The sequence below is a fragment of the Paenibacillus sp. J23TS9 genome (assembly GCF_018403225.1).
GTDB lineage: Bacteria > Bacillota > Bacilli > Paenibacillales > Paenibacillaceae > Paenibacillus_AQ.
Window position 1 is genome coordinate 1,627,101 of the sequence record NZ_BOSG01000001.1, and the last position, 23,709, is coordinate 1,650,809.

At 48.5% G+C, this 23,709-nt stretch carries 12 protein-coding genes; 1 reads left to right on the forward strand and 11 read right to left on the reverse strand.

Annotation, left to right across the window (positions count from 1 at the left end; all coding sequences use genetic code 11):
• Nucleotides 1-72: 72 nt before the first annotated feature.
• Entirely contained in the window at nucleotides 73-4,599 is a 4,527-nt protein-coding gene (locus KJS65_RS07860; protein WP_213649319.1) for a discoidin domain-containing protein, read from the reverse strand.
• 562 nt (nucleotides 4,600-5,161) lie between these two features.
• Here KJS65_RS07860 and KJS65_RS07865 point away from each other — a divergent pair.
• Nucleotides 5,162-7,783, forward strand: coding sequence for a family 16 glycosylhydrolase (locus KJS65_RS07865; RefSeq protein WP_213649320.1), 2,622 nt, complete (start codon nucleotides 5,162-5,164; stop codon nucleotides 7,781-7,783).
• 173 nt (nucleotides 7,784-7,956) lie between these two features.
• On the opposite strand, the gene KJS65_RS07870 is transcribed toward KJS65_RS07865, so the two are convergent.
• From KJS65_RS07870 to KJS65_RS07915, 10 genes are all read right to left on the reverse strand, one after another.
• The gene (locus KJS65_RS07870) at nucleotides 7,957-10,185 is read right to left on the reverse strand and encodes a chondroitinase-B domain-containing protein (protein WP_213649321.1); all 2,229 of its coding nucleotides are present in this window, start codon (nucleotides 10,183-10,185) and stop codon (nucleotides 7,957-7,959) included.
• A gap of 181 nt (nucleotides 10,186-10,366) precedes the next feature.
• Nucleotides 10,367-11,491: a glycoside hydrolase family 88 protein gene (locus KJS65_RS07875; protein ID WP_213649322.1), complete on the reverse strand. Its 1,125-nt coding sequence runs from the start codon at nucleotides 11,489-11,491 to the stop codon at nucleotides 10,367-10,369.
• Between the two features lie 29 nt (nucleotides 11,492-11,520).
• Complete coding sequence (locus tag KJS65_RS07880) at nucleotides 11,521-12,411, reverse strand: carbohydrate ABC transporter permease (protein ID WP_374706142.1); 891 nt, start codon at nucleotides 12,409-12,411, stop codon at nucleotides 11,521-11,523.
• A 13-nt stretch (nucleotides 12,412-12,424) separates the two neighbouring features.
• Nucleotides 12,425-13,375 carry an ABC transporter permease gene (locus KJS65_RS07885; RefSeq protein ID WP_244864566.1) on the reverse strand — a complete coding sequence of 317 codons (951 nt, stop codon included), beginning with the start codon at nucleotides 13,373-13,375 and terminating at the stop codon, nucleotides 12,425-12,427.
• 99 nt (nucleotides 13,376-13,474) lie between these two features.
• Complete coding sequence (locus KJS65_RS07890; RefSeq protein WP_213649324.1) at nucleotides 13,475-15,130, reverse strand: type 2 periplasmic-binding domain-containing protein; 1,656 nt, start codon at nucleotides 15,128-15,130, stop codon at nucleotides 13,475-13,477.
• A 155-nt stretch (nucleotides 15,131-15,285) separates the two neighbouring features.
• Nucleotides 15,286-17,616: a helix-turn-helix domain-containing protein gene (locus tag KJS65_RS07895; RefSeq protein ID WP_213649325.1), complete on the reverse strand. Its 2,331-nt coding sequence runs from the start codon at nucleotides 17,614-17,616 to the stop codon at nucleotides 15,286-15,288.
• A gap of 21 nt (nucleotides 17,617-17,637) precedes the next feature.
• Nucleotides 17,638-19,899 (reverse strand): glycosyl hydrolase family 95 catalytic domain-containing protein, encoded by a 2,262-nt coding sequence (locus KJS65_RS07900; RefSeq protein WP_213649326.1) that lies wholly within the window; start codon nucleotides 19,897-19,899, stop codon nucleotides 17,638-17,640.
• A 404-nt stretch (nucleotides 19,900-20,303) separates the two neighbouring features.
• Nucleotides 20,304-22,292: a Na+/H+ antiporter gene (locus tag KJS65_RS07905; protein WP_213649327.1), complete on the reverse strand. Its 1,989-nt coding sequence runs from the start codon at nucleotides 22,290-22,292 to the stop codon at nucleotides 20,304-20,306.
• Nucleotides 22,293-22,667: 375 nt separating this feature from the next.
• Complete coding sequence (locus tag KJS65_RS07910) at nucleotides 22,668-23,189, reverse strand: GNAT family N-acetyltransferase (RefSeq protein WP_213649328.1); 522 nt, start codon at nucleotides 23,187-23,189, stop codon at nucleotides 22,668-22,670.
• A 67-nt stretch (nucleotides 23,190-23,256) separates the two neighbouring features.
• Nucleotides 23,257-23,664 carry a helix-turn-helix domain-containing protein gene (locus KJS65_RS07915; RefSeq protein ID WP_213649329.1) on the reverse strand — a complete coding sequence of 136 codons (408 nt, stop codon included), beginning with the start codon at nucleotides 23,662-23,664 and terminating at the stop codon, nucleotides 23,257-23,259.
• Between the last annotated feature and the right edge of the window lie 45 nt (nucleotides 23,665-23,709).

Consider the following 23,709-nt stretch of genomic DNA (forward strand, 5'->3'; position numbering starts at 1 on the left):
TGCAAGAAGCCTCACTCTTCATTAAAACAAGGCTGCCGAAACATCGGCAGCCTTGTCATTCTATGACGTAATTTAACGTGACTTGTAGTCAGCGGCTTTTAGCATAATCGTCACCGCCTCCGCTCGGGTAGCCGTTTCGTCTGCGTCGAACAGGTTGCCGCTCCGGCCTTGGATCAATCCTTCCAAGGCTGCAGCCTGGATTGCGTTTTTTGCCCAAGCGGGAATGGATGCGTCATCGGCAAATGCCGTTTTGGCTTTGCCACCCTCGATCGATTCCAGCTTCAATGCGCGCGCAACCATCGTAACCATCTCATCGCGCTGAATGAAGGCGTTTGGTCTGAACGTCCCGTCTTCGTAGCCGTTAACGATACCGGCCTCTACCGCTTGCGCGATGGGCATTCGTGCCCAATCTCCGATTGAAACCGCATCCTTAAACGTAACAATGCTGCCGCTTCCCTGCAGCTTAAGTGCTCTGGCCACCATGGCTGCAAATTCAGCCCGCGTCACTTTCCCGTCAGGCCGGAACATGCCGTCCGGATAACCGGTAACGATCCCAAGCTGAACGGCTTTCACGATATCGTCCGAAGCCCAATGGCGAGCCGTGTCGGTGAACGTACCTGATACCGGCTGGGGAGCCTCAGTCCCTACCGCAAAGACCGCATAGATGCCTGTCTTCATAACGTCCGCTTGGATAATGCTTGCGGATGCCGTCCCCCCGACTTCGATCCACTTCTTGGATGAAGGGTCATAGAAGAAAATGGATGCCTTCTGATTCGCTTTAAGGTTACTACTGTCGAAGGATATCGACATGCGGACTGCTTTTTCGAAACTGCCGCCTGGAGTTAACGTCAGTTCGTATGCAGGACTGATGGCTCCAGCTTTGTCTTTCATAACGGGTTCGGTATTCTCCAGCTTTCGAATATGCAAGCGCGCCGGTGTCTTCACTGCATCCGTCGGAATCTGAATGGTGACCCGGTCGCCTAATGTTAATATACCGGGCTTACCGGGGTTCAGTGAGATTTCTGCTTCGTCTACGTTTGCAGAAGTCCCTCCTCCTCCGGCGTTCCCTCCTCCACCGCTGCTGGCCGTGCCTCCGTTAGCTGCTCCAGGATCGGTCGGTTTTTCCTCGATTGAAGCTTTTAACCGGGATACCAGGTCTTTCAGCGTCTCGGCGACAGCCTCGAATTGATAAGGATAGCGATCCAGCATGGCAAGCAACTGACTGCGGAGGGCAGGATCGCCCTTACCCGAAGCGAGCAATAGTTCTGCCAGACGAATCGTTTCATTATAGGAAACCATTAAATCATCCCCGTACACTTCCAGCTCATAAATCGAATAGCCATACTTGGTATCGCCTACGGGACGCCGCTCCACGCCTTGAAATTTCACGTATCTGGCTTCGATCGGATCGAAATCGATCGTATCCAGTTTCCCATTGGACCGGAGAATCTCGTCGTTTGGTTTCACGTTAGTCCAGGATTGTTTATCCTCGGAAACAAGGAGCTTGAACTTTTCCGCCTGGGTCTCCCAGGCAATATTGATTTTATTGATTTTCCGGGACTGTCCGAGATCGATGATCATCCAGGAAGCGTCATCGTACGCGCTGGACCAGCGGGTCGAAAGATTGCCATCGATCGCTTTATCCGGCGTCAATACATCCGCTTCCAGAGGAGATGATTCCGCCTTGGCTTGAAGCGAGAAATTATTGACATCCAGCAGCGGCGTGTAGCGGTTGTAAATCTGGAAATTGTCGATCATGCCCTTAAATGCATTCGTGTCGCTTCCGATTTTTCCAGCAGGCAGCACCAGCGTTTGGATCAGCGGTACCGGCTGTCCAAGCTTTTCCATGTACTCGTTTCCGTTCACGTAGAGCGACACACCGATTTGGTTGCCGGTCAACAGAATATGCGTCCAGCGGTTAACAGGGACCTCATATTGAAAAACGCTGTCGTATCCTTCTTTCGAGAAACCCAGCTTCCCGGTCTTCCCCTGCTTTAGCTTAATCGTGCCGTTAGGAGATTCCATCAACACGGCATCATCCGGGTTATCCGCATCCGGCTTGATCCACATCGATACCGTCCAGCCGAACCACAGCGGGTTCAGCGGCGTTTGAATATAGCTTTGGCCACCGTGAAATGCGGCTCCTTTACCGTATTTACCTTCTTCCAGCGTTACATTCGTCGCTGCTCCATCCATGTGATTACCCGAAACATCTTGAAATCCGTCCTCGAAAGTGTAGTTGATGACGTTTCCATCCGGATTATCAACGTCGATGCGGTGCGACAGATCGGTATTGGGCGCATCCCCGATGGTCGAGGCCGCTTTCATGAATGCGTTATAATCGGCTCCGTCACGAGCCCCCTGCCACATTTTTTCGGAAAGCACCTGCATGGCCGGGAGCATCCTCGCATGGGAATCGTCCATCGATATGCCTGAGGCATAAGAAATATCGTTCCATAAGGCGAACATGCCGCCTTTCAGCTGCGGAAGACCGTACGGCAAGGTGACGCCTAGCCATTTAACGGGCTCCCATTCCCGATACAACAGCGGCGTATCCAGGTAATCCCGATAGAGCCTCGGTACAAGATACATATAGTTGGTATCCGTGTTGATGATATCGTATCCTTCGTCCATCGCCTGCTGCGGTCCTTCATAGGGTTCATACCATACCGCCATGGTAGCTTGGTTGCTGACCGGCGTCGTGCCGGCAAATTGTTTGAGCCCACCCCAAACGTAGGGATGCTTTCCCTTGTCGTTGATATGCTGAATCAACGTATCCATGTACTTGCGAAAATCCTCGTTCGATCCGCCTGCATATTCATCCGTTCCGACATGCACATCCGGTCCCAGGAACGTAGGCTCCTTGTCGCTGCCGTATCCATCAATGTATTCATCGAACAGATTCGTGATGAATTCGGTGGCGGCCGGCTTCGTAATGTCCAGGAAGCTGTCCTTGCCAAGCGATGGGTCATAGGTGGTGAAAGCACGAGAATGGCCCGGCGTATCGATCTCGGGAATAATGTTGATGCCGTATTTGCGGCCCAGTCGCTGCAAATCGCGGAATTCCTCCTTCGTATAGTAACCGTCCTGACTCGTTAGGCCTGGGTACCGATCGCTCTCCAGACGGAAGGCGGAACGTTTACCATCCGGAAAAGGTGCTCCTACATCGTCATTCAAATGAATTTGCAAATCCGTCATTTTGTACCAGGACAGCATTTTGACGTATTTGCGTAAAAAATCAATCGTGTAAAACTTCCGTGCCACGTCGATCATGAGCCCCCGGGTCTCGTATTTGGGATAATCATGCGATAACCCTTTCGGCAGTTGATCATGCCCGGCGTCCTGCTTCAGAATCTGAAGAACGGAGCGCGTTCCCCAGAGGACTCCTTTTTCGGTCGGGGCCGCTATGGAAGCGTAATCATTTATATCCAGCACGTATCCTTCGGCTCCCAGATAGTTTAGGGAAGGATCAAGGGTTAGATAGAGATCCCCATTCGACGGAGAGCCTTGACGGGTCTCCAGATCCAAACCGCTGACATCCTTCAAATCCTCTTTAAGTATGTCCGCTGTCGTCTGTAAGGCCGCATCATTAACTACGATGTTTGAAGCAGGTGTCAGCGTGAACTGTCCGGTATCTCCAACCCATTCCCGCAGCGATGGAATGACTCTTGGCTCCGGATTCTGCTCTGTCCCGGGCGAATAGATTCCGGGTACCGTCACTTCGAAAGAGGCCGTTATGCCTTTCTCTTCCGATTTCGCTTCATTCTGCACCTGCAGTATGACATGGACCTTGCGATCCACTAACGGAGGATGTATGACGGCATCTTTATCGATCACAGGCAGCGCATCGCTGCCATAGACGGATACGCGGTACCCGGCGGGAACCTCGGGCAGTGTAAGCTTGGTTTGTCCTTCGGCAATCGGCTCAAGACCGGTGATGCCCTGGATGATTTTCGCGATATGATCCTCCTCAAACACTTGAAACTCATAAAAGGAATAACCATAATAGATGCCTTCGACCGGAGCTCGTTCCACCCCTTGGAATTTTACGAATCTCGCCGGTCTGCTTGGAAAATCAAGAACGTCTTTTCCCCCGCTGCAATCGATCAAACTATCATCGTCCTTGATATTATTCCATTGTTCGCCGTCGATAGATGTGTAGATTTGATACGATTTGGCTGGTGTTTGCCAATGAATCACCACCTGGCCGATATCCTTCGTTTCCCCTAAATCCACGACGAACCACTGGTCGTCCGTCTTTGCCGATGACCAGCGCGTGCCCATGTTCCCGTCTACGGCATATTCGGGGAATAATCCGTAGTCTACTTCGTTGCCAGAGACTTTAACCGGCTTTTTTAAAGCATAGTTTTCTTTTCCCGCTTCAGATAAAGCGGTTTCAGAATACGTGGCGTCAACAACTGTTTGCTGCATTTCCGTTTGTTCATCGGCTGTCGGTTCCTCTATAGCAAACGGAGAGGGTTCATTGACGCTTTCTTCGGCAACAGCTGCTGGCGGATACGACGAAAAAACAATCGTGAATAACAGTACAAGTGCTGAAAACATAGAGATTCCCGGTTTCAAAGGCTGTCCAGAGTTCATGTTCTATCCTCATTTCGTTAAGTGAAATGGCAATAAACGCTCTCCTTGCAAAATCCATGATTACGGTACATCGCATTCCAAAGCGACCGTACGTTCCTTGTTTCGCAGCCTTCAATCTCCATAATCAATAGTCAATTATAGCCCCCCCTTTTGTTTGGATTACTGTTTATCATAAAGGCCATTTTCATAGATTCAGAAGAGACTTCTCATGACATCGATATACTTTTGTTGATTTTCCCCTAAATTAGATACATGTATATTCCTTATATACATGTATCTAGCGTATTAAATTCTTCAAAAAGATATCTCGAATTGAGGGGGCTTGGAGTGAAATCAAACCAGCACAAGCTGATCGGGAGACACGTGATTTGAGCGCCCGGATATTCCAAGACCGTTTCAAAAAAATAATGATCTGAACCCGAAAAAATGAGACAAAACCCAAAATATAGCGCCTATTCATCCGCATAAGGTATTCGATAAAATGAAGATACTTCCTTTCGTAAGCGCTTTCTTGTTGTGCTGCTAATTCTGGAAGTACCAATATTTTTCAGGGAGGGAAAAAATGAAGCTTTTTTTTACGACGAAAAGGATGTTTAGGAAAAAGACATGGAGTTTGTTGCTGGTGCTCTTGCTGCTGACTGGTCCCGGCCTGTGGCCTACTTTGAAGGTACAGGCCGCAGCTGGATCCACCATCTCCTCGATGTCTTACTTTTCGGCTGCAGATGGGCCTGTCATCACAAAATCAGGGGTTGGCCAGGCCAGTTATGGGTTTGTGATGCCTGTTTTCAACGGAGGCTCTGCCACCTGGAATGATGTTGTCCAAGACTTGGGCGTCAATGTGAAAGTAAACGGCAACTGGGTCGATATCGACAGCGTCGGAAGCTTTGTCTATAACCAGAACTGGGGTCACTGGAATGACGGCGGCTTTACGGGCTATTGGTTCACGCTCTCTGCAACAACCGAGATTCAGCTGTACTCCAAAGCAAATGGGGTTAAACTGGAATACCAACTTGTTTTTCAGAACATCAACAAAACAACCATCACCGCGATGACGCCGACGCAAGGTCCGCAAATTACGGCGAGTTTAACAGGCGGTGCCGGCTTCACCTACCCTACTTTCAACAATGATCCTGCCATAACCTATGCAGCTGTTGCGGATGATTTGAAGGTATATGTGAAACCTGTCAATACAAGCGAATGGATCGATATCGATAACAATGCAGCAAGCGGCTGGATTTATGATCAAAACTTCGGTCAATTCACCGATGGCGGCGGAGGCTACTGGTTCAACGTGACCGAGTCGATCAACGTCAAATTACAATCGAAGACATCTTCGGCAAACCTCGTATATACCATCACCTTTGATAAACCTGCAAGAAATTCGTTTGTGCTGACGCCTTATGACGGTACGACCTATACAGCCAACGAGAGCGGCGCCATCGGCATCCCGCTTCCGAAAATTGACGGCGGTGCGCCGATCGGAACGGAGCTTGGCAATTTCATATACCAGATCAAGATCAACGGCAGCTGGGTCGATCTGGACAATTCGAGCCAAAGCGGATTCATGTATGCTTCGAACGGCTATAATAACATGTCCAATGCCAATCAGTGGGGATATTGGTCCGATTATATCTATGGCCTGTGGTTTCAGCCGATCCAAGTGGATATGCAGATTCGCATCGGCTATCCGCTGAATGGGCAATCCGGCGGCAATATCGGCAGCAATTACGTCACGTATACCTTCATCGGCAATCCGAATGCTCCCCGCCCGGATGTCAGCGATCAGGAGGATATTCTTGTTGGAACACCAAGCGACCCTGCCATTAACGGCATGAATCTCATATGGCAGGATGAATTTAACGGAACGCAGCTTGATCAAAGCAAATGGAGCTATGAACAAGGATATTATCTCAATGACGATCCCAATACCTGGGGTTGGGGCAATGCGGAACTGGAATATTATACGGATCATGCGCAAAATGTGTTTGTTCAGGATGGAAAGTTAACTATCAGAGCCTTGAACGAGCCCAAATCGTTTCCGCAAGATCCGAACCGAAATGCCCAGTATTCCTCCGGCAAGATCAATACCAAAGATCATTTTTCATTCAAGTACGGCCGGGTGGATTTCCGTGCCAAGCTACCAACAGGCAACGGGATCTGGCCTGCGCTTTGGATGCTTCCGAAAGATAATATATATGGCACGTGGGCCTCATCCGGCGAAATCGACGTCATGGAAGCCAGGGGACGCTTGCCTGGCGCTACGAGCGGCACCGTACATTTTGGCGGAACGTGGCCGGCAAACCAGTATCTCTCGAGCGAGTATCATTTCCCTCAAGGGCAAACCATCGCGAGCGACTATCATGTATATTCGGTCGTCTGGGAAGAGGATGACATCAAATGGTATGTGGACGGCAAGTTCTTCTTTAAAGTGACCCGGGATCAATGGTATTCCGCGGCAGCGCCGAACAATCCAAACGCGCCTTTCGATCAGTCGTTCTACCTTATTATGAATCTGGCGGTCGGCGGAAACTTTGACGGCGGACGGACCCCGGATCCGTCCGATATTCCAGCAACGATGCAGGTGGATTATGTACGTGTGTATAAAGAAGGAAATAGCCAGAATCCTGGAAACATACCGGTTACCGGCGTCACAGTGAATCCGGCCGCCTCACAGGTGGAAGTAGGTCAGACCACGCAATTGAATGCCAGCGTTTCTCCATCCAATGCAACAAATACTCAGGTAACATGGTCTGTCTCCAATAGCGGCATCGCTTCCGTGAATCAGAGCGGCCTCGTGACCGGACTTGTTCCGGGGACAACCACCGTTACGGCAATGACCGCCGACGGCAACAAAGCATCCAGCGCCACGATCACCGTCGTACCTCCTCCTTCGACCGTTATCGTCATCGGCGATGAGGTAAAAGGCTTGAAGAAAACCGGCGATGAATTGGTGTTCTACGTCAATGGCGCAACCTTTGCCGATTTACACTATAAGGTGAATAACGGCGTGCAATTGAACGTAGCCATGACATCTGCGGGGAATAGCAATTACACCTATCCTGTCCATAACCTGAAGCAGGGGGATACCATCGAGTACTTCTTTACCTATAATCCTGGGCAAGGGGCACTGGATACCCCTTGGCAGACATACGTTCATGGGGTAACTCAAGGGAAGCCGGAGTAAGACCGACAGATCATGTCGTACGCTCGTTCTAGAATAAAGAATAAAAAAGGGCTGCTTCATGTATGAAGCAGCCCTTTTTTATCATCAATGTACTTATCCCACCAATCAACTATTCCAGAGTTCACCATAACGTTATTTGGTCAGCGTGATGCAACAAATTATCTTTTAGAACCTCATTTTAATAAGGCTCTTGGACCGACATCGGCCGGCAGTAACGGACGGTTGGTCTTCGCACCGCCAGCGTGGTATTCATCGGCGCCGACATCCGGCGCATAGCGCATCTGCCCATCCATATCGTCAAGAGCAAAAAACGGACTGACGGCTGCATCAATGGCAGGGCTGTAAACCGACAAGCGGATTAATCCGTCAATGCCGCGTACTAATCGCAGATCTTCTTTTTTGATCATCCCGCTGACAACGGGATTATTCGAAGCCGACGCGATTCCTTCGATCTTATTGCCTTTATAGTCAGGCCGTTCGACTTCCGGGGATTTCATCATCGCACTGGTTTCATTAAAAATTGTGCCTGCATTGCTGAAAATCAAATTGTTGTATATTTTCGTTCCCACAGGCTGATAGGTTCTGCCTCCAAGGGTGATTGCTGGCGTGCTGTTGCCTACGTTGACAATCGTATTGTGGAAGATCTGGACATTATATTGTCTCCAGTGTCCGCGCAGGAGCTCTGTCCGTTCCTCTTCCGGAAGATTATTCAGCACGGCGGTTTGCTCATGTTCTCCTCCCCAGCGTACGGTTGGGTTCGTACTACCTTCCGGCCCCCCGTCATGTGTTCCACCGTCCAGTCGAATCACTTTGTCGGTAAGCCCTTCCATATAATTGTTGAAAATTTTATGATCATTGCCGTATATGCGGAAACCGCTGAGACCCGGCGTTTTACCGTCCCCGAGAATGAAATTGCCGTAGAAGCTGTTGCGGTTGCCGTGCCGGGATACAATACCGCCGTAGGAATTGCGGATCGTATTATAGCGGACGATATTGTCGCTGCTTTTCACCGAAATGATTTCATCTTCCCCATTCAATCCATCAAACAAATTATGCTGAATCGTTACATGACCGGAATACAAGGAGAGACTGGATAATCCTAGACGGATCGCTTCCAAACCGTTGCTGACCCGTGGACCGATGTCATGAAAATGGTTGTATTCGATCACATCGTATTGCGAGATGCTTTGTCCGCTGTGCCCTTCGCCATCATAAATCACCACCGCGCCAAAACCTTTCTTCGGACCGATATCATTATACGCAATACGGTTGTGACTGCTTTTCCCTTCCACCCGGATATAATGACGGTTGGTTCCATTGTCTGTCAGCAGCTTGTTGTCTTCATATGGTGTGGGACCGCTGTAAACCTCGCCCTTTGGATCATAGCTGCTTTCACCATACCTGCAGCTTCCATTGACGTTAACGAGGCACCATACGGAACGATTATCCACCTTGAATCTGTATTCCTGGCTGGTCTCATCGAGCGCGAAGGTATTACCCAGAATTGAGATATGGCTTGAACTTTGCAGCTGCACTCCAGGATGAACGCCTGTCAGTGCACGGCTGGCGAGACCCCGATCCGTCAAGGTCTGATTCCCGTTCTCATCTCCGATTCCGTTCACGAACTTCAGTCCGCTTACCTCAACGTAGCTAGAATCCTCAATATGGATGTAGCTGTTTCCTGCAATCAACGCTTTACCGGGATGAACGGCCGTTATCCGGATCGGATAAGCTGCTGAACCATGCTTTTCTTTAATCACGAATGGCCCATTTTGTTCATAAGATCCATCCTTCAGCTCAATCGATGTTCCGCTGGCCGCCTGGTCGAGGGCCTGCTGCAGCTCGCTGCCTGTGCTGACTTTAACATGCTTGAATACCGGAGGCTCTACATCACCTTCATTGACAATTCCCCCTTCGGCAGGAGGCGAAGTCGGTTCTCCCGTCTCCGGCGGAGTCCCCGTATACCATTCCACCTCCATGATGCTGTTCCAATTTCCCGAGCTTCCGCTGGCGTTGTTTCCATATCCCTTAAGACGCAAATATCTGGTCTCTGTCGGTTGATCCAGCATATAGGTTTGCAGGATGCTATCCTCCGGCTGGAGCTGGCGGCTCGACTGTTTTTGGAGCACGGTCTTTCCGGAACTGAATTCGGGCGTATCCGATGCCGTGATTTCGAAGCTGGAAAGGCGTTCGCGCGCATTCAAAAAAGCAATTTTTACATAAGTGACCTTCTGCGGCTGATTCAGATCGAATTGAAGCCATTCTCCTTGTCCGGATGCAGACCAGCGGCTTTGCTGGCTGTTCTCATCCTCGCCCCAAATTCCATCCACGACATTCGCCGGCACATAGTTCGTATTCGGCTGGTATGAGCTGGCCGTAACAGCCCCTACTGCTAATTTCATTTCTTCTCCTCCCTTCCCGCTTGCGGCACTCATAACTTGTGAAGGTTGTACTGTTAGGGATCCCAGGATCAGCAGGAAAGCCAATCCCAAGCAAATTCCTGTGAAATATCGCCGGTTCCGCATTTTTGTCAATAACGTATCCAAGTGCACTCCACCTTTCCGAAATGAAGGGTATAGATTGCTAGAAAGTACGATGTGACCAACCCTTGAGTTTGGCCAGAGATTCCACGTAATAATAATCCCCGTAAATCAAAGATACATTGACATTGACTCCCTCAGGCTTATGCCCTGTCGCACCGTGCAAAATGCCTTCATGGCCAGCGTCGTTAAACGCTGCGTATGCCTCGGATAAAGAAGCCAAAATGCGTTCAGCCGCTTGACGGTATATCGTACCGACTTCCGGTACTGTTAATGCGGCAAGCTCCAGCAAGCCGGAAGCGGCAATCGCCGCAGCGGAAGTATCACGCGGCTCCGACTCCGGATTCGGCACGCGGAAATCCCAAGGCGGAACCATATCCTCCGGCAATGAGGCAATAAAGTGATGGGCTACCCGCTGGGATGCATGCAGATATCGGATATCCCCTGTAGACCGGTACGTATTTGCCATGCCGTACAATGCCCACGCATTCCCCCTTGACCAGCAGGAATCCGGCGCGTACCCCTGCCAGCCTTTGTATTCAAGCATTTCGCCGTTAGCCGGATCAAATACCGCGACATGGCAGGTAGAGCCGTCCGGACGAATCATATGCTTCAGAGCCATATCGGCATGCGCTTTGGCAATATGGCTGAAGCGCGGATCACCGCTTTCCTCTGCGGCCCAGAACAAAAGGGACAAATTCATGAGGCAGTCGATTATCGCCCAGCCCGGCATATCCCGGTTCCAGGCACGCAGATATTGTCCAGCGAGGTTGAAGCGTCCCGCCAAAAAATTGGCTGCTGTCAGTCCTCTCCGTTTGCCATCGATATCATTGGTAAGCTTATGCTTCAGAATGGAGGTCGGAAGGAATTGAAACCCGACGTCATGATGAAAACGGTTCTCCTCCAGCATCAGCCGCTCCATGCGGATATCAAAGTCCCAAGCAGCGTTCCGGTACTTCTCTTCCCCTGTCATATCATAATAGATCCAGAGCATTCCCGGCCAAAAGCCGGATATCCAATTATCCAAGGTCAATCCGTCATATTCCCCGTTTTTCGCCGCATGAGGTGCCAGCTCCGGCCCTCTGGCCATTAACTGGTCTACCTTTTGCTGCGCCTGTCTCCACCATAGTTCCAGATTCTTATCCTTCTCAGCCGCAAGCTTAGCCATAGCTGACCTCCTTGTTTGATCTGTAAGGTTCACCCTTTTATGGCGCCAATCATCGCGCCTTTAACGAAATATTTTTGCAGAAACGGATATACGCACAAAATCGGAACGGTAGCCACGATGATGGTAGCATGTTTGAGCGTTTCGCCGATTACCGCGACTTCACCACCGCTGGCTCCGGTTGCCATCGAACTGGCATCATTAAGCAGCAGCAGCTCCCGCAGGACCAGCTGAAGCGGATACAGGTTACGATCCTGCACATAAATCATCGCATTAAACCAGGAATTCCAGTGGCTGACCCCGTAATACAGCAGCATGACGGCCATGACCGGCATGCACAGCGGAATCATGATGCGGAACAGGATGACGAATTCATTGGCCCCGTCGATCTTCGCTGACTCCTCCAAGCTGTCCGGCACGGCTTCGAATGCTGTTCGCATTATAATCAGATTAAAGGCCGAAATGGCCTGCGGGATAATCAGGGACCATAACGTGTTGGTCAGCCCGAGTCCTTTTACCGTAAAATATAATGGAATGAGCCCCCCGTTAAAAAACATCGTAAACACAATAAACAGCATGAGCTGCTTGCGGTAGCGAAGGCCTTTCCGTGATAACGCGTAAGCGCCGAAAGCCGTCAGAATAATATTGAGCACAAGCCCGCCAATAAGCACGATAAATGTATTTAAATACCCGCGAATGATCATGGGGTTCTCGAATACCAGACGGTAGGCGTTCAGGTTGAAGTGCAAAGGCTTCCATAAAATACCCGAATGCTGCATGTACAATGTCGGATCACTTAAGGAAGCGAATAAAACGTAAACCAAAGGATATAAGGTGCAAATCGTTAAAATGGTCAGCAAGGTGTAATTCAAGACATCAAAAGTCTTCTCACCGAATGACAAGTGTCCCATTCTGTGTTTCATATATCCATCCCTCCTACCACAAGCTCGTATTGTTCATCTTTCGGCTCAACCAGTTAGAGCAGATGACAAGCGTGAAGTTAATAGCCGAATTGAATAGTCCCACGGCCGAGCTGAAGCTGTAATCGAACTCCTGGAGCCCTACACGATATACGTAGGAGCTGATCACATCTGCTGTTTCGTAGGTAGACGGATTGTAAAGCAGAATGATTTTCTCGCCGCCGACATTCATGATTCTGCCCATCTCAAGGATAAATAGGATGATAATCGTGGGCATAATCCCCGGCAAGGTCACATGAAGCATCTGCTTCCAGCGGCTTGCCCCGTCCATCCTGGCAGCTTCATACTGTTCCTGGTCAATTCCGGCCAGCGCAGCCAAATAGATAATCGTGCCCCAGCCGATATTTTGCCAGATCCCTGACGAGACGAAGATGGTACGGAAATATTCCGGTCCGAGCAGCAGTGATACCCGTTCCCAGCCAAAGAACGAAAGCAGATCATTAACGATCCCGTCGCTCATCGTAAACTCTTTGATAATGCCGCACACGACTACCAGCGATATAAAATGGGGCATATACGTCAATGTCTGTACGGTGCGTTTAAATACCGTTTTTCTCACTTCGTTTAACAGTAAGGCCAAAATCAGCGGAGCAGGAAAACCGAAAATAAGCTCATAGAAACTAATGATTAACGTGTTCGTAATGACGCGCCAAAAGTAAATCCCCTGAAAAAAAGACTCGAAATGCTCCCAGCCGACCCAAGGGCTGCCCGTGATACCCAGCCGCGGCGAAAAGTCCTTAAAAGCAATCATGGCTCCATACATCGGATAGTAGTGGAAGACAGTGAAATACAGCAGTACGGGAGTAAGCATGATATATAGCCAAGGATTTTTCCGAATATCTTTCAGCAGTCCCCACCGGCTCGATGTATTCGTGCGGTCAGCAGGCAGCAAGGTCGCGTGCTGCATGTGAGATGGATGTTTCGCCATGCCGTTGTCACTCCTCATGATCAATCTGCCGTCCGGAGGAAGTCAGGCAATTACAAGCCTCCCCCGGACTTACAGGCATTATCTCTTGTTATATCGATCCATAGCGCTTTGGTAGATTTCGACTGCCCGGTCGATGCCCAGCTTCTTAATCTGTGCCACGTACTGATCATAATTCTCCATCGGCTCTTTACCGACGATGAATTTCACGAACATTTCTTCCTTATAATTGGTCACGTCCGTCAGAATCTTGCCGAGCTCCTTGCTTTCTTCATCCGTCGGCGTTAGAAATGCCGGAAGCGTATGCTTCTCCGCCTCTGTGTTGGACCAGATCTTAACCGCTTCATCCTGCTGCGGGAAGGTGTTCCAATTGCGGCGTTCATCCGCTTCATATGGACCATTCGGCTTGGAATAGATGGATACCATTTGCTGTAGACTGTATTTCTCATTATTTTTAATCAAATCGGTATACTCCGGGGCCCCATTCTCCATGGTGTAGCTCTCCCCTTCGATTCCGAAGTTAAACAGCATGGCGCCTTCGTCGCTGTAAGCATAGTCCAGCCACTTTGCGACCAGTTCCGGATTTTTTGCGGCGGTCGTTATCGCTTTGCTTGGTCCTGGATTGTATTTGAAATCACGCTGTCCGATAAACGGAACTTCGCCTTTTTTGAGTGTTGGATAAGGAGCGCCCACGAGCTCAAACTTCGGATCCTGCTTCTTCATCGCATCCATCCATTTGCCCATGCCTCCACTGAGCAGGTTAACCGTTGCTCCTGTCTGACCCGTCAGAATCTTGTTGTCCAATGCTTTGCTATCGGTAAGCGCAAAATCCTTGTCAAACAGTCCTTCCGCAAACCATTTACGGAAGAGCGTCAGAAAATCCTTATACTGCGGATCCACTGGACCGTATTTTACTTTTCCTTCATCATCGATATAAAAATTGTTGGACGTGTGAAACGCTCCGATAAAGGCATCGCGGATTTCAAAATTGCCTCCCGTGTACGTTACGCTAAGCGGTGCCTTTGCGCCTTTTTTCTCCTTAAACGCTTTCAAAGTAGTTTCCCACTCTTCAATCGTTGTCGGCACAGGGAGATTCAGTTCGTCCAGCCAGTCCTTGCGGACCATCGGACCGCGGAATACAAGCCCGGACGGATTGCGGATCATCGGAAATACATAATATTTTCCGCTGTCCGTCTTCACCATTTTGTCGAGTTCCTTGTCTGCTTCCAGCTTCTTCTTGAGATTCGGCGCATATTGGTCGATGATGTCATTCAGTTCCAGAATAACTCCGTCTTTAATCGCTTTTTGCGGTCCTCCGGGATAGGAACCCGCGCTCCGTCCCGTCCAGTCATACTCAATCGTATCCGGCAGCTCATCCGAGGCGATCATCAGATTAAATTGTTCCTTCGTCTGCTGGTCATTCGGATGGATATACTTCACATTAACACCGGTCTTCTCGGCAAGCGTCTTGCCGAATGGAGTGTCAGCCAGATTGGGGAAGAACGTAACCGCGTTATTATTCAGGATTTCCCACGATGTAATTCCCTTGTTCGCCTTCAGCGGATACGTCATGCCGAGATCTGAAGCAGCACTCTTGTCTTCCTGCGGTTTCGCTTTCGTTTCCTTGCCATCTCCCTGGGAGCATCCCGCAAGCACCAAGCTCATCAGCAGGACGGCGGAAACTCCCATTTTGAAACGCCTTACCAAACTTTTACTGGAAAGCAAACGTTGAACCATTGCCATTCCCCCGATTCGGATTGTTTTATGAATACCCTTACAAAATGAAGTACTCGATGCTCATTGTTGAACAAATCCGTATATATGAACATAGACAAAACATAAAATCACAGGCAAAAACGTAAATTCGCCTGTGATTTTTTTGATTTTTACATTCAATTCGTCGTCTTTTGGTATGCTCCAGGGGTGATGCCTTCGAATTTTTTGAAGGTTCGCACAAAGGTGCTGACATCCGCATAGCCAACGCGACCGGCGACCTCATTGACCGTCAGCTTCTGCTCCTGGAGGAGATCCTTGGCTTCTGCCAGGCGTAAACGGTTAATCGTATCGAGCAGTGCTTCGCCCGCGTGATCTTTATACAGACGCGATATATATGAGGGTGTCATTCGGAAGGCTTCCCCAATCATGGAGATATTCAGATTTGGATCATGCAATTGATTCTCTATGTAACGCCGTACATCCTCAATCAAATAACGGTGATGATCCCTCTTTTCGGATTGGATCCATTCACAAACCTGCTTCAGCTTATCCTTCATCTGCTCCTTCATCTGCAGGACATGTTCGCATGCGAGCAGCTGCTCTACATCGAGGAGCTGCGATTCCAGCGTTCGTTTGCTTGTTACGCTTACCTCATCGAGCGTATTCAGCATCGTGCTTGCCAGATTGTACATCAGGCATTTCGCGAGTGGCACGGATACCGGATGACCCGAGAAGTTTTCCTTGAAAATTTCCTCGAGCAGCGTTTCCGCTTTCGGATAATTCCCGCTCTTCACCACATAAATCAGCTGCTGTTCGACGCTCAGAGGATAATAATAATGATGATTCGCTGCATGCTTCAGTTGCGTATCCTCATACCGGATGAATTGCCCGCTTCCGAGTATAACCCGATATTCAAGCGCATCCAGCGCCTCTTGATAAGAATGGGCAATTTCATAGATGTGGGAATGGGCTCCACCAACCGCAATCGTCAGTTTCACCTGCATTTGCACATGCATGAACTCACGAATCTGTTCCGTAATGCGCTGTAGAGTCTGCTGCTCTTGTTCTTCAGAAATATCGTTCTGAAAATTCACGATCGAAGCAAGAACGTCATTCATGTCTGTGGTGTATACGGCAGCCTCGCCCGCCGCCGTGTCTTCAAGGACATTCGTCAGAATAAAATGCAGCATTTGCTGCTTTTTATCAGACAACTCCTCCGATCCGTACTGCTCAAATTTCCCGTATTCATCCACAGATACCAGCATGACGGCAAAACGATCAGATGAAAACTGAATATGATGGGCGGCAAGAGATTCATGCAGCGGCGCTTCTTGATCTATCGCCCCTTTCAGCAGCCTTCGGAGCAAATGAGCCCGGATCGTATTGCGATGTTTATCAAAGCGGACGCGCATATCTTCCTTTTCCGTAAAATAGTCCTGGATCGCACCCTGCAGGAAGGAATATTCGCTCAAGCCCCCGTCAAAGCGCAGTCCGAATTTATGGGAAAGACTCTGCAGCATGACCTGGATCGGCATGTAATTTTTACGAAGAAACAGAACGCAGATGACGCCGCCGACCAAAAAACAGAGCCCGATGCTGATCCAGGTAAGCCTGCGCATATACTCCATTTTTTCATTGAACAGGGATGCCGGCAGCACGGACACATATTTCCAGCCCGTAACTTTGGAAGTAATGTAGGAGACCGCCGCTTGTTGATTCTGAACCTCCTTGTATACCATGCCCTGCTGTTCCTGAAGCTCATCGTATTTAAGCTGCAGTGAGAGCAGGCTTCCCGATTTCGCGGGAGCGGCAATGTAGCGGCTTTCCTCATTCAGAATGAACACGCTAGCATCCGGATTTCGGGGAGCGCTCTCGATCAATTTGGCATCCTTCATGACGAACATGATGATGGCAGGCGGCTGGCCCGGTGTGTTGAATACAAGGGAGCGCGCGAACACTACGACCGGTGTCGCCGTGCCGTCATCCCAGTAATTCATCGGAATGTAGCCGTTTACATATTTTTGTTCGAACAGGCTGTTCCATTGCTCGAAAGTCGTATTTTTTTGCGGGCGCAGCTTTTGAAATAAACCTTGGCGGTTCATATGATCGTAGGTAGATAACACGGTATCGCTGTTCATGTACCATACAAAGATTTGATCGATGTAATCATTGGCGTTTTTATAGGTGCGCAGGCTCTCCGAAATCTGGAATAAATCATAGTATTGGGCATCCCTTAGCGGAAGATCAACGCTGGAGAAGCTGGAAATATTGCGGTTTAAGGCAATCTCGAGGCTCAGCTGTTCCAGCCCCTTCAGCTTGCTGTCAATGGACATTTCCATCTGCTCGAGCAACAGGTCATTCGCCCGGTTCGTTTCCGTCTTCACCTGATTGAACGAGATCGAATACAACACAAAGCTGATGAGAATAGGTACCGTTAGAACGGTTGTATAGGATACTAACCAGGTTACAATAACGCTTCGGTTGTACTTGCGCAGCTGCTTGAACATAATCCGCTTACCTCCCGGATGTTATTTGGGAATTCCGTATAGTCGCCAAGGTTTCTTTCCTCCAAAAAAATTGTACATGCCGGGTTCAGCCTGTATAGGTGCAATTGCCTCATTCTGCCTGCTGCCTGTCGCGTAGATCACCGCTTCCTCTCCTTGTCCAAGCGATATTTCAATGGATTGGTCCTCATGTATCCTATAATCCGGCGTCTTATTCTGCACTTCAATCACGAAGCCTTGTTCCGAATGTGCGAGATCAGTAAGCAATCGACAGGGCTCTCCAGCAAGGCTGCGGATACGGATCAGCTCTGTTCTCCCCTCTTTATAGACGGCGCTGACAAGAAAACCGCCCTCTGTGCGCAGATTATGAAAGACGGCTTCCTGCCACTCGCCCGGTATGGCCGGAAATACCCGGATCAGGTTCCCCCAGCTCTGCAGCAGCATATCATGTATCGCCTCCGCTCCGGCCAGCGGCGTCTCGATAACCGGTCCCGCTTCTTTATACATCGTATTCGGTTTAATAAAATGCATCAGGCTTCGCACATAAGCGAGTGCTTCATCGCCAAGACCCAGTGCTGCCGCAATGGAAGCCGCACCCGTGAAGCTGAAGCCGCGCAGATCTCCTTCCATGGCGATCCAATGCCTGAGAGTGCGGATGGCAAGCACCCGTTCTTCCTCCGATCCTCCGGCAATATGCAGCGGAAAAACAGCAAGCAGATGGCTGAAGTGTCTATGACCGAACTCCAGACTGAGATCCTCTCCGATCTTGTAGCCGAGTTCCGGGTCAACCGGCAGAGGTGTCAAGCGGGTGAGGATTTCATTCCATCTCTCCCGGAGCGGGTCAAGAATCTGAAGTCTCTCGGATGCATGCAATAATGTTTCGCAGCCCCAACGTAATAGAGAAAGGTCATAATGGGAATCACGGGTCACGAGTTGTTTGAAGGAACCGTATTCAGGCGAAACCATGGGAGGCAGGTGAAGCATACCGTCCTCCCCTTCCTCCAACAGATGCATATACAAGCAGATACTCCGCCGTAGAAGCGGATATAGGAATTCGCGCAGCAGCTCGCTGTCCATCGAATAGCGGTATTGCCGCCAGCAATTATGCATAAGCCATGTTAAATTCCCGACCTCATCGTCAACCGGACTGTTCAGATCATAGCTGCTGCTCCGCCCGAGGCCGGCCGAATCGCTGCGAAAAGCTTCAGGCACATTATGGATCAATTGCTTCTCATGTAGCCGGAGCGAAGAAATGAGAGATTGTCCAAGCTCAAGCCGGTTCGCGGTATACACCGGTGAATAGCTCATTTGCACGTTCATATTAAACCAGAGACCCGGCCAAGGCGTTGAAGTCATCCATGGACCTTGGTTGTCCATAGGCAGCATATCTTTTCGGGTAGCACTAGCCAGCTTATATATCTGAATCCAGTAAAAACTTTCGAGCTGCATGTCAGGGATCGAGATAAAGCTTGCCGGATAGTAGTTATGCCACCACACGCGGTGGGCGGAAATCCATTCACCTATGCCTGTCTCCGTGACGTCTATCTTATCAAGCTCCCTGCGGGCGTTTTCCTTGTCCTGTTCGGATACTCCTTTCATTACGGTCAGCAGGCATACTCGGTGATATCTTCTGTCTTGAGGTATATCTTCTTCCTTGCACACCCCAGCTCTTTCATGGTTATGCATCTTCCATGCCGTCGTGCAGCCTTCACCCTGTCCGTAGGATTGAATCCCGAAATATATCCCCTTTTCTTCGGTTTTTTCCACTGCAATCTTGGGAATATATTGATTCAGATTGATTCCATCGGCGTTTTTGAGAATCGGGTTCACATCCGGATAGGCATACCAGTTTAATTTCGCCCCATGTTCACCTTCATCTGTATCTAGTTCAATAAACGCAACGGGGGATGAGGCGTGGATTAAAGCCCGCAATTTCACCTCTCCCTTTGTTGTAGGGATAACCGCCCGCATTTCTGCGTTCCACAGGTCTATCCGAATCTCGCAAGGCTGGTAGATCCACCCTTCCATCTCAAGCACAAATTCCCCTATGGGCACACGTACAGGAAAGTTCTTGGCGCCCCCTGAACGTGATGCCGTCACATCTGTCCTTCCTAGCACGAATCTGAGCACATGACGCTGGTCGCGATGTTCTTCACTGTATATCATGGCTCCCAGTAGTCCATTGCCTATAAAAGCCCCCTCGTCCCAGCTAATAGGCTTGGTCTTCCACAACATATCATGCCGCGAGAGAAATGCGGGCCAGTCGATATCCGTCTGAATGTTCATCGTTTTTTCCTCCTTTTTTATGACGAGCGTTTAACATGGATGGATCCCGGCCTTTTCCTTTCTCAATTCATTTTAAATGTATTCGCTTTCATAAATATCCAAAATCCAGAGGATACGTTGTGAAATATGAGTTTAGCTCCCTTTATATGTAATTTTCTTGTCTGTGCATAATATCGTAGCATAAACCTTAGTCGTGACAATAGAGAAAATCGTCCGATTTACGTAAAAAAAACAATGTGAATCCCATCGTTAATGAAATTAAGACCGAGCTGCAAGGCGTACGCAAATTCGAGTATCCGAGAAGCCTTCCTTTTTATGAATCATTGTTCATCGGCCAGAAATTTCTGGATGAATTATTAATATAAAAAAAGTCCCGCAACTATGTTCATAGTCCGGGACCGCTCTTAACTCGTCTCTTCTCGCAGATCATGCTCCATGAAGAGGATATCGCGTTTCATTTCCTTCATGCCCTGTCTTGTAATCCGTCCTGTCTCGAACATGGATTGAATGTTGTCTCTCTCCATCTGAATTCCGACTCGGGCCAGCTCCTGCATTGATAGGTCGAACTCTTTTCGGGTGCCGGTGTCCGATTCGTTTCTGGTCAGATGCAGCAGCATACGTTCATTTTGCAGGATCAGAGAGCTGACCGTCTCCATATCCGGCTCGCCTACTGCGAGTAAAGCATTTAGCTGCTTAATGACATATGATATATTTTGAATTCTGAGCCTGGTCAATTCGGCGCGTCCCTCTCGGATGCTTAACCTGACTTGCTGCAGCATCCCGAACACTTCGTCCCAATGTTTAACTGGAAAAAGATCTTTTTTATAACGGACATCTTTTGTGTGCATAAACAACAGTTGGTTAATCTTGTTAAGGTAACGGTATGCTGTGTATGGATTTACTTCTTTATTTTTTAGTGCAAGCAAAGTGTTTTCTCTTTCCCATTTCAGGACAGACAGGCCCAAGGACCGTTGTACCTTATCTTTCTTTTCATCTTTCCTGAGTGTTCGGATTCTGGAAGTATACGTATTGATGAGCTGGGCGGTCGCCAGCCGGTTCTGGTCCGTAGTCAGTTCGTTTAATCCGTTAACTACATTCCTCAGAATCTCAATTTTCGCCTGAATCTCCTCCTCTTCCTGCTCCGTTTGCGTTTCTTTCCCCAATACAAGCGGCAGCAGATAGTTAGAGGCCAGCAAGGTCCACAGTATAACTCCTGCCGCAAGGAAAATGATCAGATCTCTAGCCGGAAAAGCTGTGCCATCATCAAGAAAAAACGGCAGTGACAACGTACTCGCCAGAGTAATCGTTCCCCGGACTCCCGATAGGCTGAGAATAAGTGCCTTCTTGAACCTGAGCCGCCAAGGGCCACGCGGTTCAGTGCGATTGGAGATATCCATCAGAAGTGCCCAGATTAGTCGCAGCGCGAGTACAGCCAAAGTCAATAATAATGTGTACATAATGACTTTGAAATTCCCTATTTCCTCGCTGTTCCAAATCGTTTGAATAATATCCGGAAGCTGTGTGCCTAGCAGCAGGAAAACCAGTCCGTTCAATACAAAGATAATGACCGACCAGGTGCTTTTGGATACAACTCTCAGCTTGGCTACCTCGGGATTCATTTTCTTGTAACCGAAAGAATGGGCAATCCCTGCTGCGACGACGGCAAGGATACCGTTAACCCCCAGTTCCTCGGCCGTCATAAAAATTAAAAAGGGAGTCAGGATCTCAATCAGCATGTGAAGCGTGACATTCTCCATTCCCAGTCTCCGCAGCCATTTTACTACGCCATATTTTACAAGCGTGAGCAGAAGACCCAGCACCACACCGCCAAGCGAAATGGAAATAAAGCTGAGACCAGCAGATTTGAAGGAGAACATCCCGGTGACCATAGCAGCTACGGCAAACTGAAATGAAACAAGCCCCGATGCGTCATTAATTAAAGATTCCCCCTCGAGAATTTGCATCGTTTGATGGGGGATTTTCACTTTCTGTTCCAGTGCACCCACAGCCACAGCATCGGTAGGCGCTAATGCAGCCGCCAGAGCAAAGGATGCCGCCAGCGGGATGACCGGAAGCAGCCAATTCAGGAAATAACCCATCACAGCTACCGTTACAAACACTAGACCCAACGCTAACAAAAGGATAGGTTTCTTAAGTTTCCACAGCGCTTCTTTATCCGCATGCTTGCCATCATTAAACAGCAACGGGGCAATGAACAGCAGCAAGAACAGCTCCGGATTTAATTTCAGTTCATAATGCAAGGGTAACCAAGTAATCAACATTCCCAGCACGATTTGAATTATGGGTACGGAGACTGAAGGGATAAAACGGTTCACTAAATTGGATAAAGAAACGGCCACTAGCATTAGCAAAATAAATTCGAACAATTCCAAACGAATCTTCCTTCCATTTCTGCAATCATCATCTTTTCGTATACACAGGTTTCTAATAAGAATTCATTGTAAAGTAAATTTATGAACTGTATGTGAATCGCTTTGAACTAGCCTCCAGAACAATCATCCACATTCCCCACAGGTATTTTTATCGGAATTGCCGACAACTTCATTAACACATCCTAAATTATTTGTTCTGCACTAGTCAATATAAATACTCCTCTCCAGAAATCTTGGTTAGAGAAACGGAGCGACCGAATCTTTTCAACACGATGAATGAAAAAAGGAGCAACTGCCGCAGCAATTGCTCCTTTTACGGTTCCCGTTTCCTGTTCAAGTAGAGAAGACTTAAATATATGATCTCAAGTTAATATTCTATTCTTCAAAAAATTCTTTAGCATATTCTACAACGCCATGGACATCTGTAAGACCACCGTCAATAAGCTCAACGGCCATAAAATGATCGTCAGAAACTTCGAATGGTGCTTCTATACCATATAGACTGGCTTTTTTATAACCAAACTTCGGATAATACTTGTCATGACCCAATACAACGGAACCCTTATAACCAAGCAGCGCAGCGATCTTGTGGCCTTCCATAATCAGCAGCTTCCCTATGCCCTTGCTTTGCATTTCTGGTAATACAGCAACAGGTGCAAGGGCAATCAACGTTTTATCCCCCACTTTGATTTCAGTAAAAAGAATATAACCCACGATCTTGTCCTCGTATTTAGCTACAAGAGACAACTCCGGAATATAATTCGGCGAATTCCTTAGTCTGTTTACCAAATTATGTTCATCATGGTCTGAATAGTCAGCATTTTCAAACGCTTTTTGTACCACATGGTAGACTTCGTTAACGTCTTCCGCTTTTTCTTGTCTAACAATCATATTCATGTCTTCAACCTCCTGATCGTGGATTATGTATGGCCGTAATATGATCCGCGTAATATCTTCTCATATGTTAGTGATTTTCTATTTCCGCTTGCCTTTTGATGGAATCAATAGTGAGTGTAAATGCATCAGCGGCTTTATAGGCATCTACTGCATTTTGAAGTCGTTTTACATGTTGATTCAGCTCGTTCCGATTCTCTTTTACCTTAATAATTGAACGGGCGACGTGAATTAGCTCTTCTTGTGCTGCATTTATTGCGCGATTATGAGCTTTTTCAATCATTTGTATTGCCATATGAGTGTATATCGTTGCAAACTCCTTATCACCGATCGTTTGCTCGCGAGCAGCCAGGTCACTCTCACTGATGACCCAATCTCCTGAGTCGTTTTTCGTAGCGGTCAAACGCCCATCATTAATCATGTTAAGGATCGTTTTGTAATGAACCCCAAGTAATAACGCTGCTTCTTTAGCATTCATTTGATTTCAACTCCTTATCTATCATTATCCATATCGTATGAGATA

What these genes read in the sequence shown, in the direction of transcription:
- KJS65_RS07865 (WP_213649320.1), top strand. Translation starts at nt 5,162, where the DNA reads ATGAAGCTTTTTTTTACGACGAAAAGGATGTTTAGGAAAAAGACATGG.
- KJS65_RS07860 (WP_213649319.1), bottom strand. Translation starts at nt 4,599, where the DNA reads ATGAACTCTGGACAGCCTTTGAAACCGGGAATCTCTATGTTTTCAGCA.
- KJS65_RS07875 (WP_213649322.1), bottom strand. Translation starts at nt 11,491, where the DNA reads ATGGCTAAGCTTGCGGCTGAGAAGGATAAGAATCTGGAACTATGGTGG.
- KJS65_RS07895 (WP_213649325.1), bottom strand. Translation starts at nt 17,616, where the DNA reads ATGTTCAAGCAGCTGCGCAAGTACAACCGAAGCGTTATTGTAACCTGG.
- KJS65_RS07910 (WP_213649328.1), bottom strand. Translation starts at nt 23,189, where the DNA reads ATGAATATGATTGTTAGACAAGAAAAAGCGGAAGACGTTAACGAAGTC.
- KJS65_RS07915 (WP_213649329.1), bottom strand. Translation starts at nt 23,664, where the DNA reads ATGAATGCTAAAGAAGCAGCGTTATTACTTGGGGTTCATTACAAAACG.
- KJS65_RS07885 (WP_244864566.1), bottom strand. Translation starts at nt 13,375, where the DNA reads ATGCAGCACGCGACCTTGCTGCCTGCTGACCGCACGAATACATCGAGC.
- KJS65_RS07880 (WP_374706142.1), bottom strand. Translation starts at nt 12,411, where the DNA reads ATGAAACACAGAATGGGACACTTGTCATTCGGTGAGAAGACTTTTGAT.
- KJS65_RS07870 (WP_213649321.1), bottom strand. Translation starts at nt 10,185, where the DNA reads ATGAAATTAGCAGTAGGGGCTGTTACGGCCAGCTCATACCAGCCGAAT.
- KJS65_RS07890 (WP_213649324.1), bottom strand. Translation starts at nt 15,130, where the DNA reads ATGGTTCAACGTTTGCTTTCCAGTAAAAGTTTGGTAAGGCGTTTCAAA.
- KJS65_RS07900 (WP_213649326.1), bottom strand. Translation starts at nt 19,899, where the DNA reads ATGAACATTCAGACGGATATCGACTGGCCCGCATTTCTCTCGCGGCAT.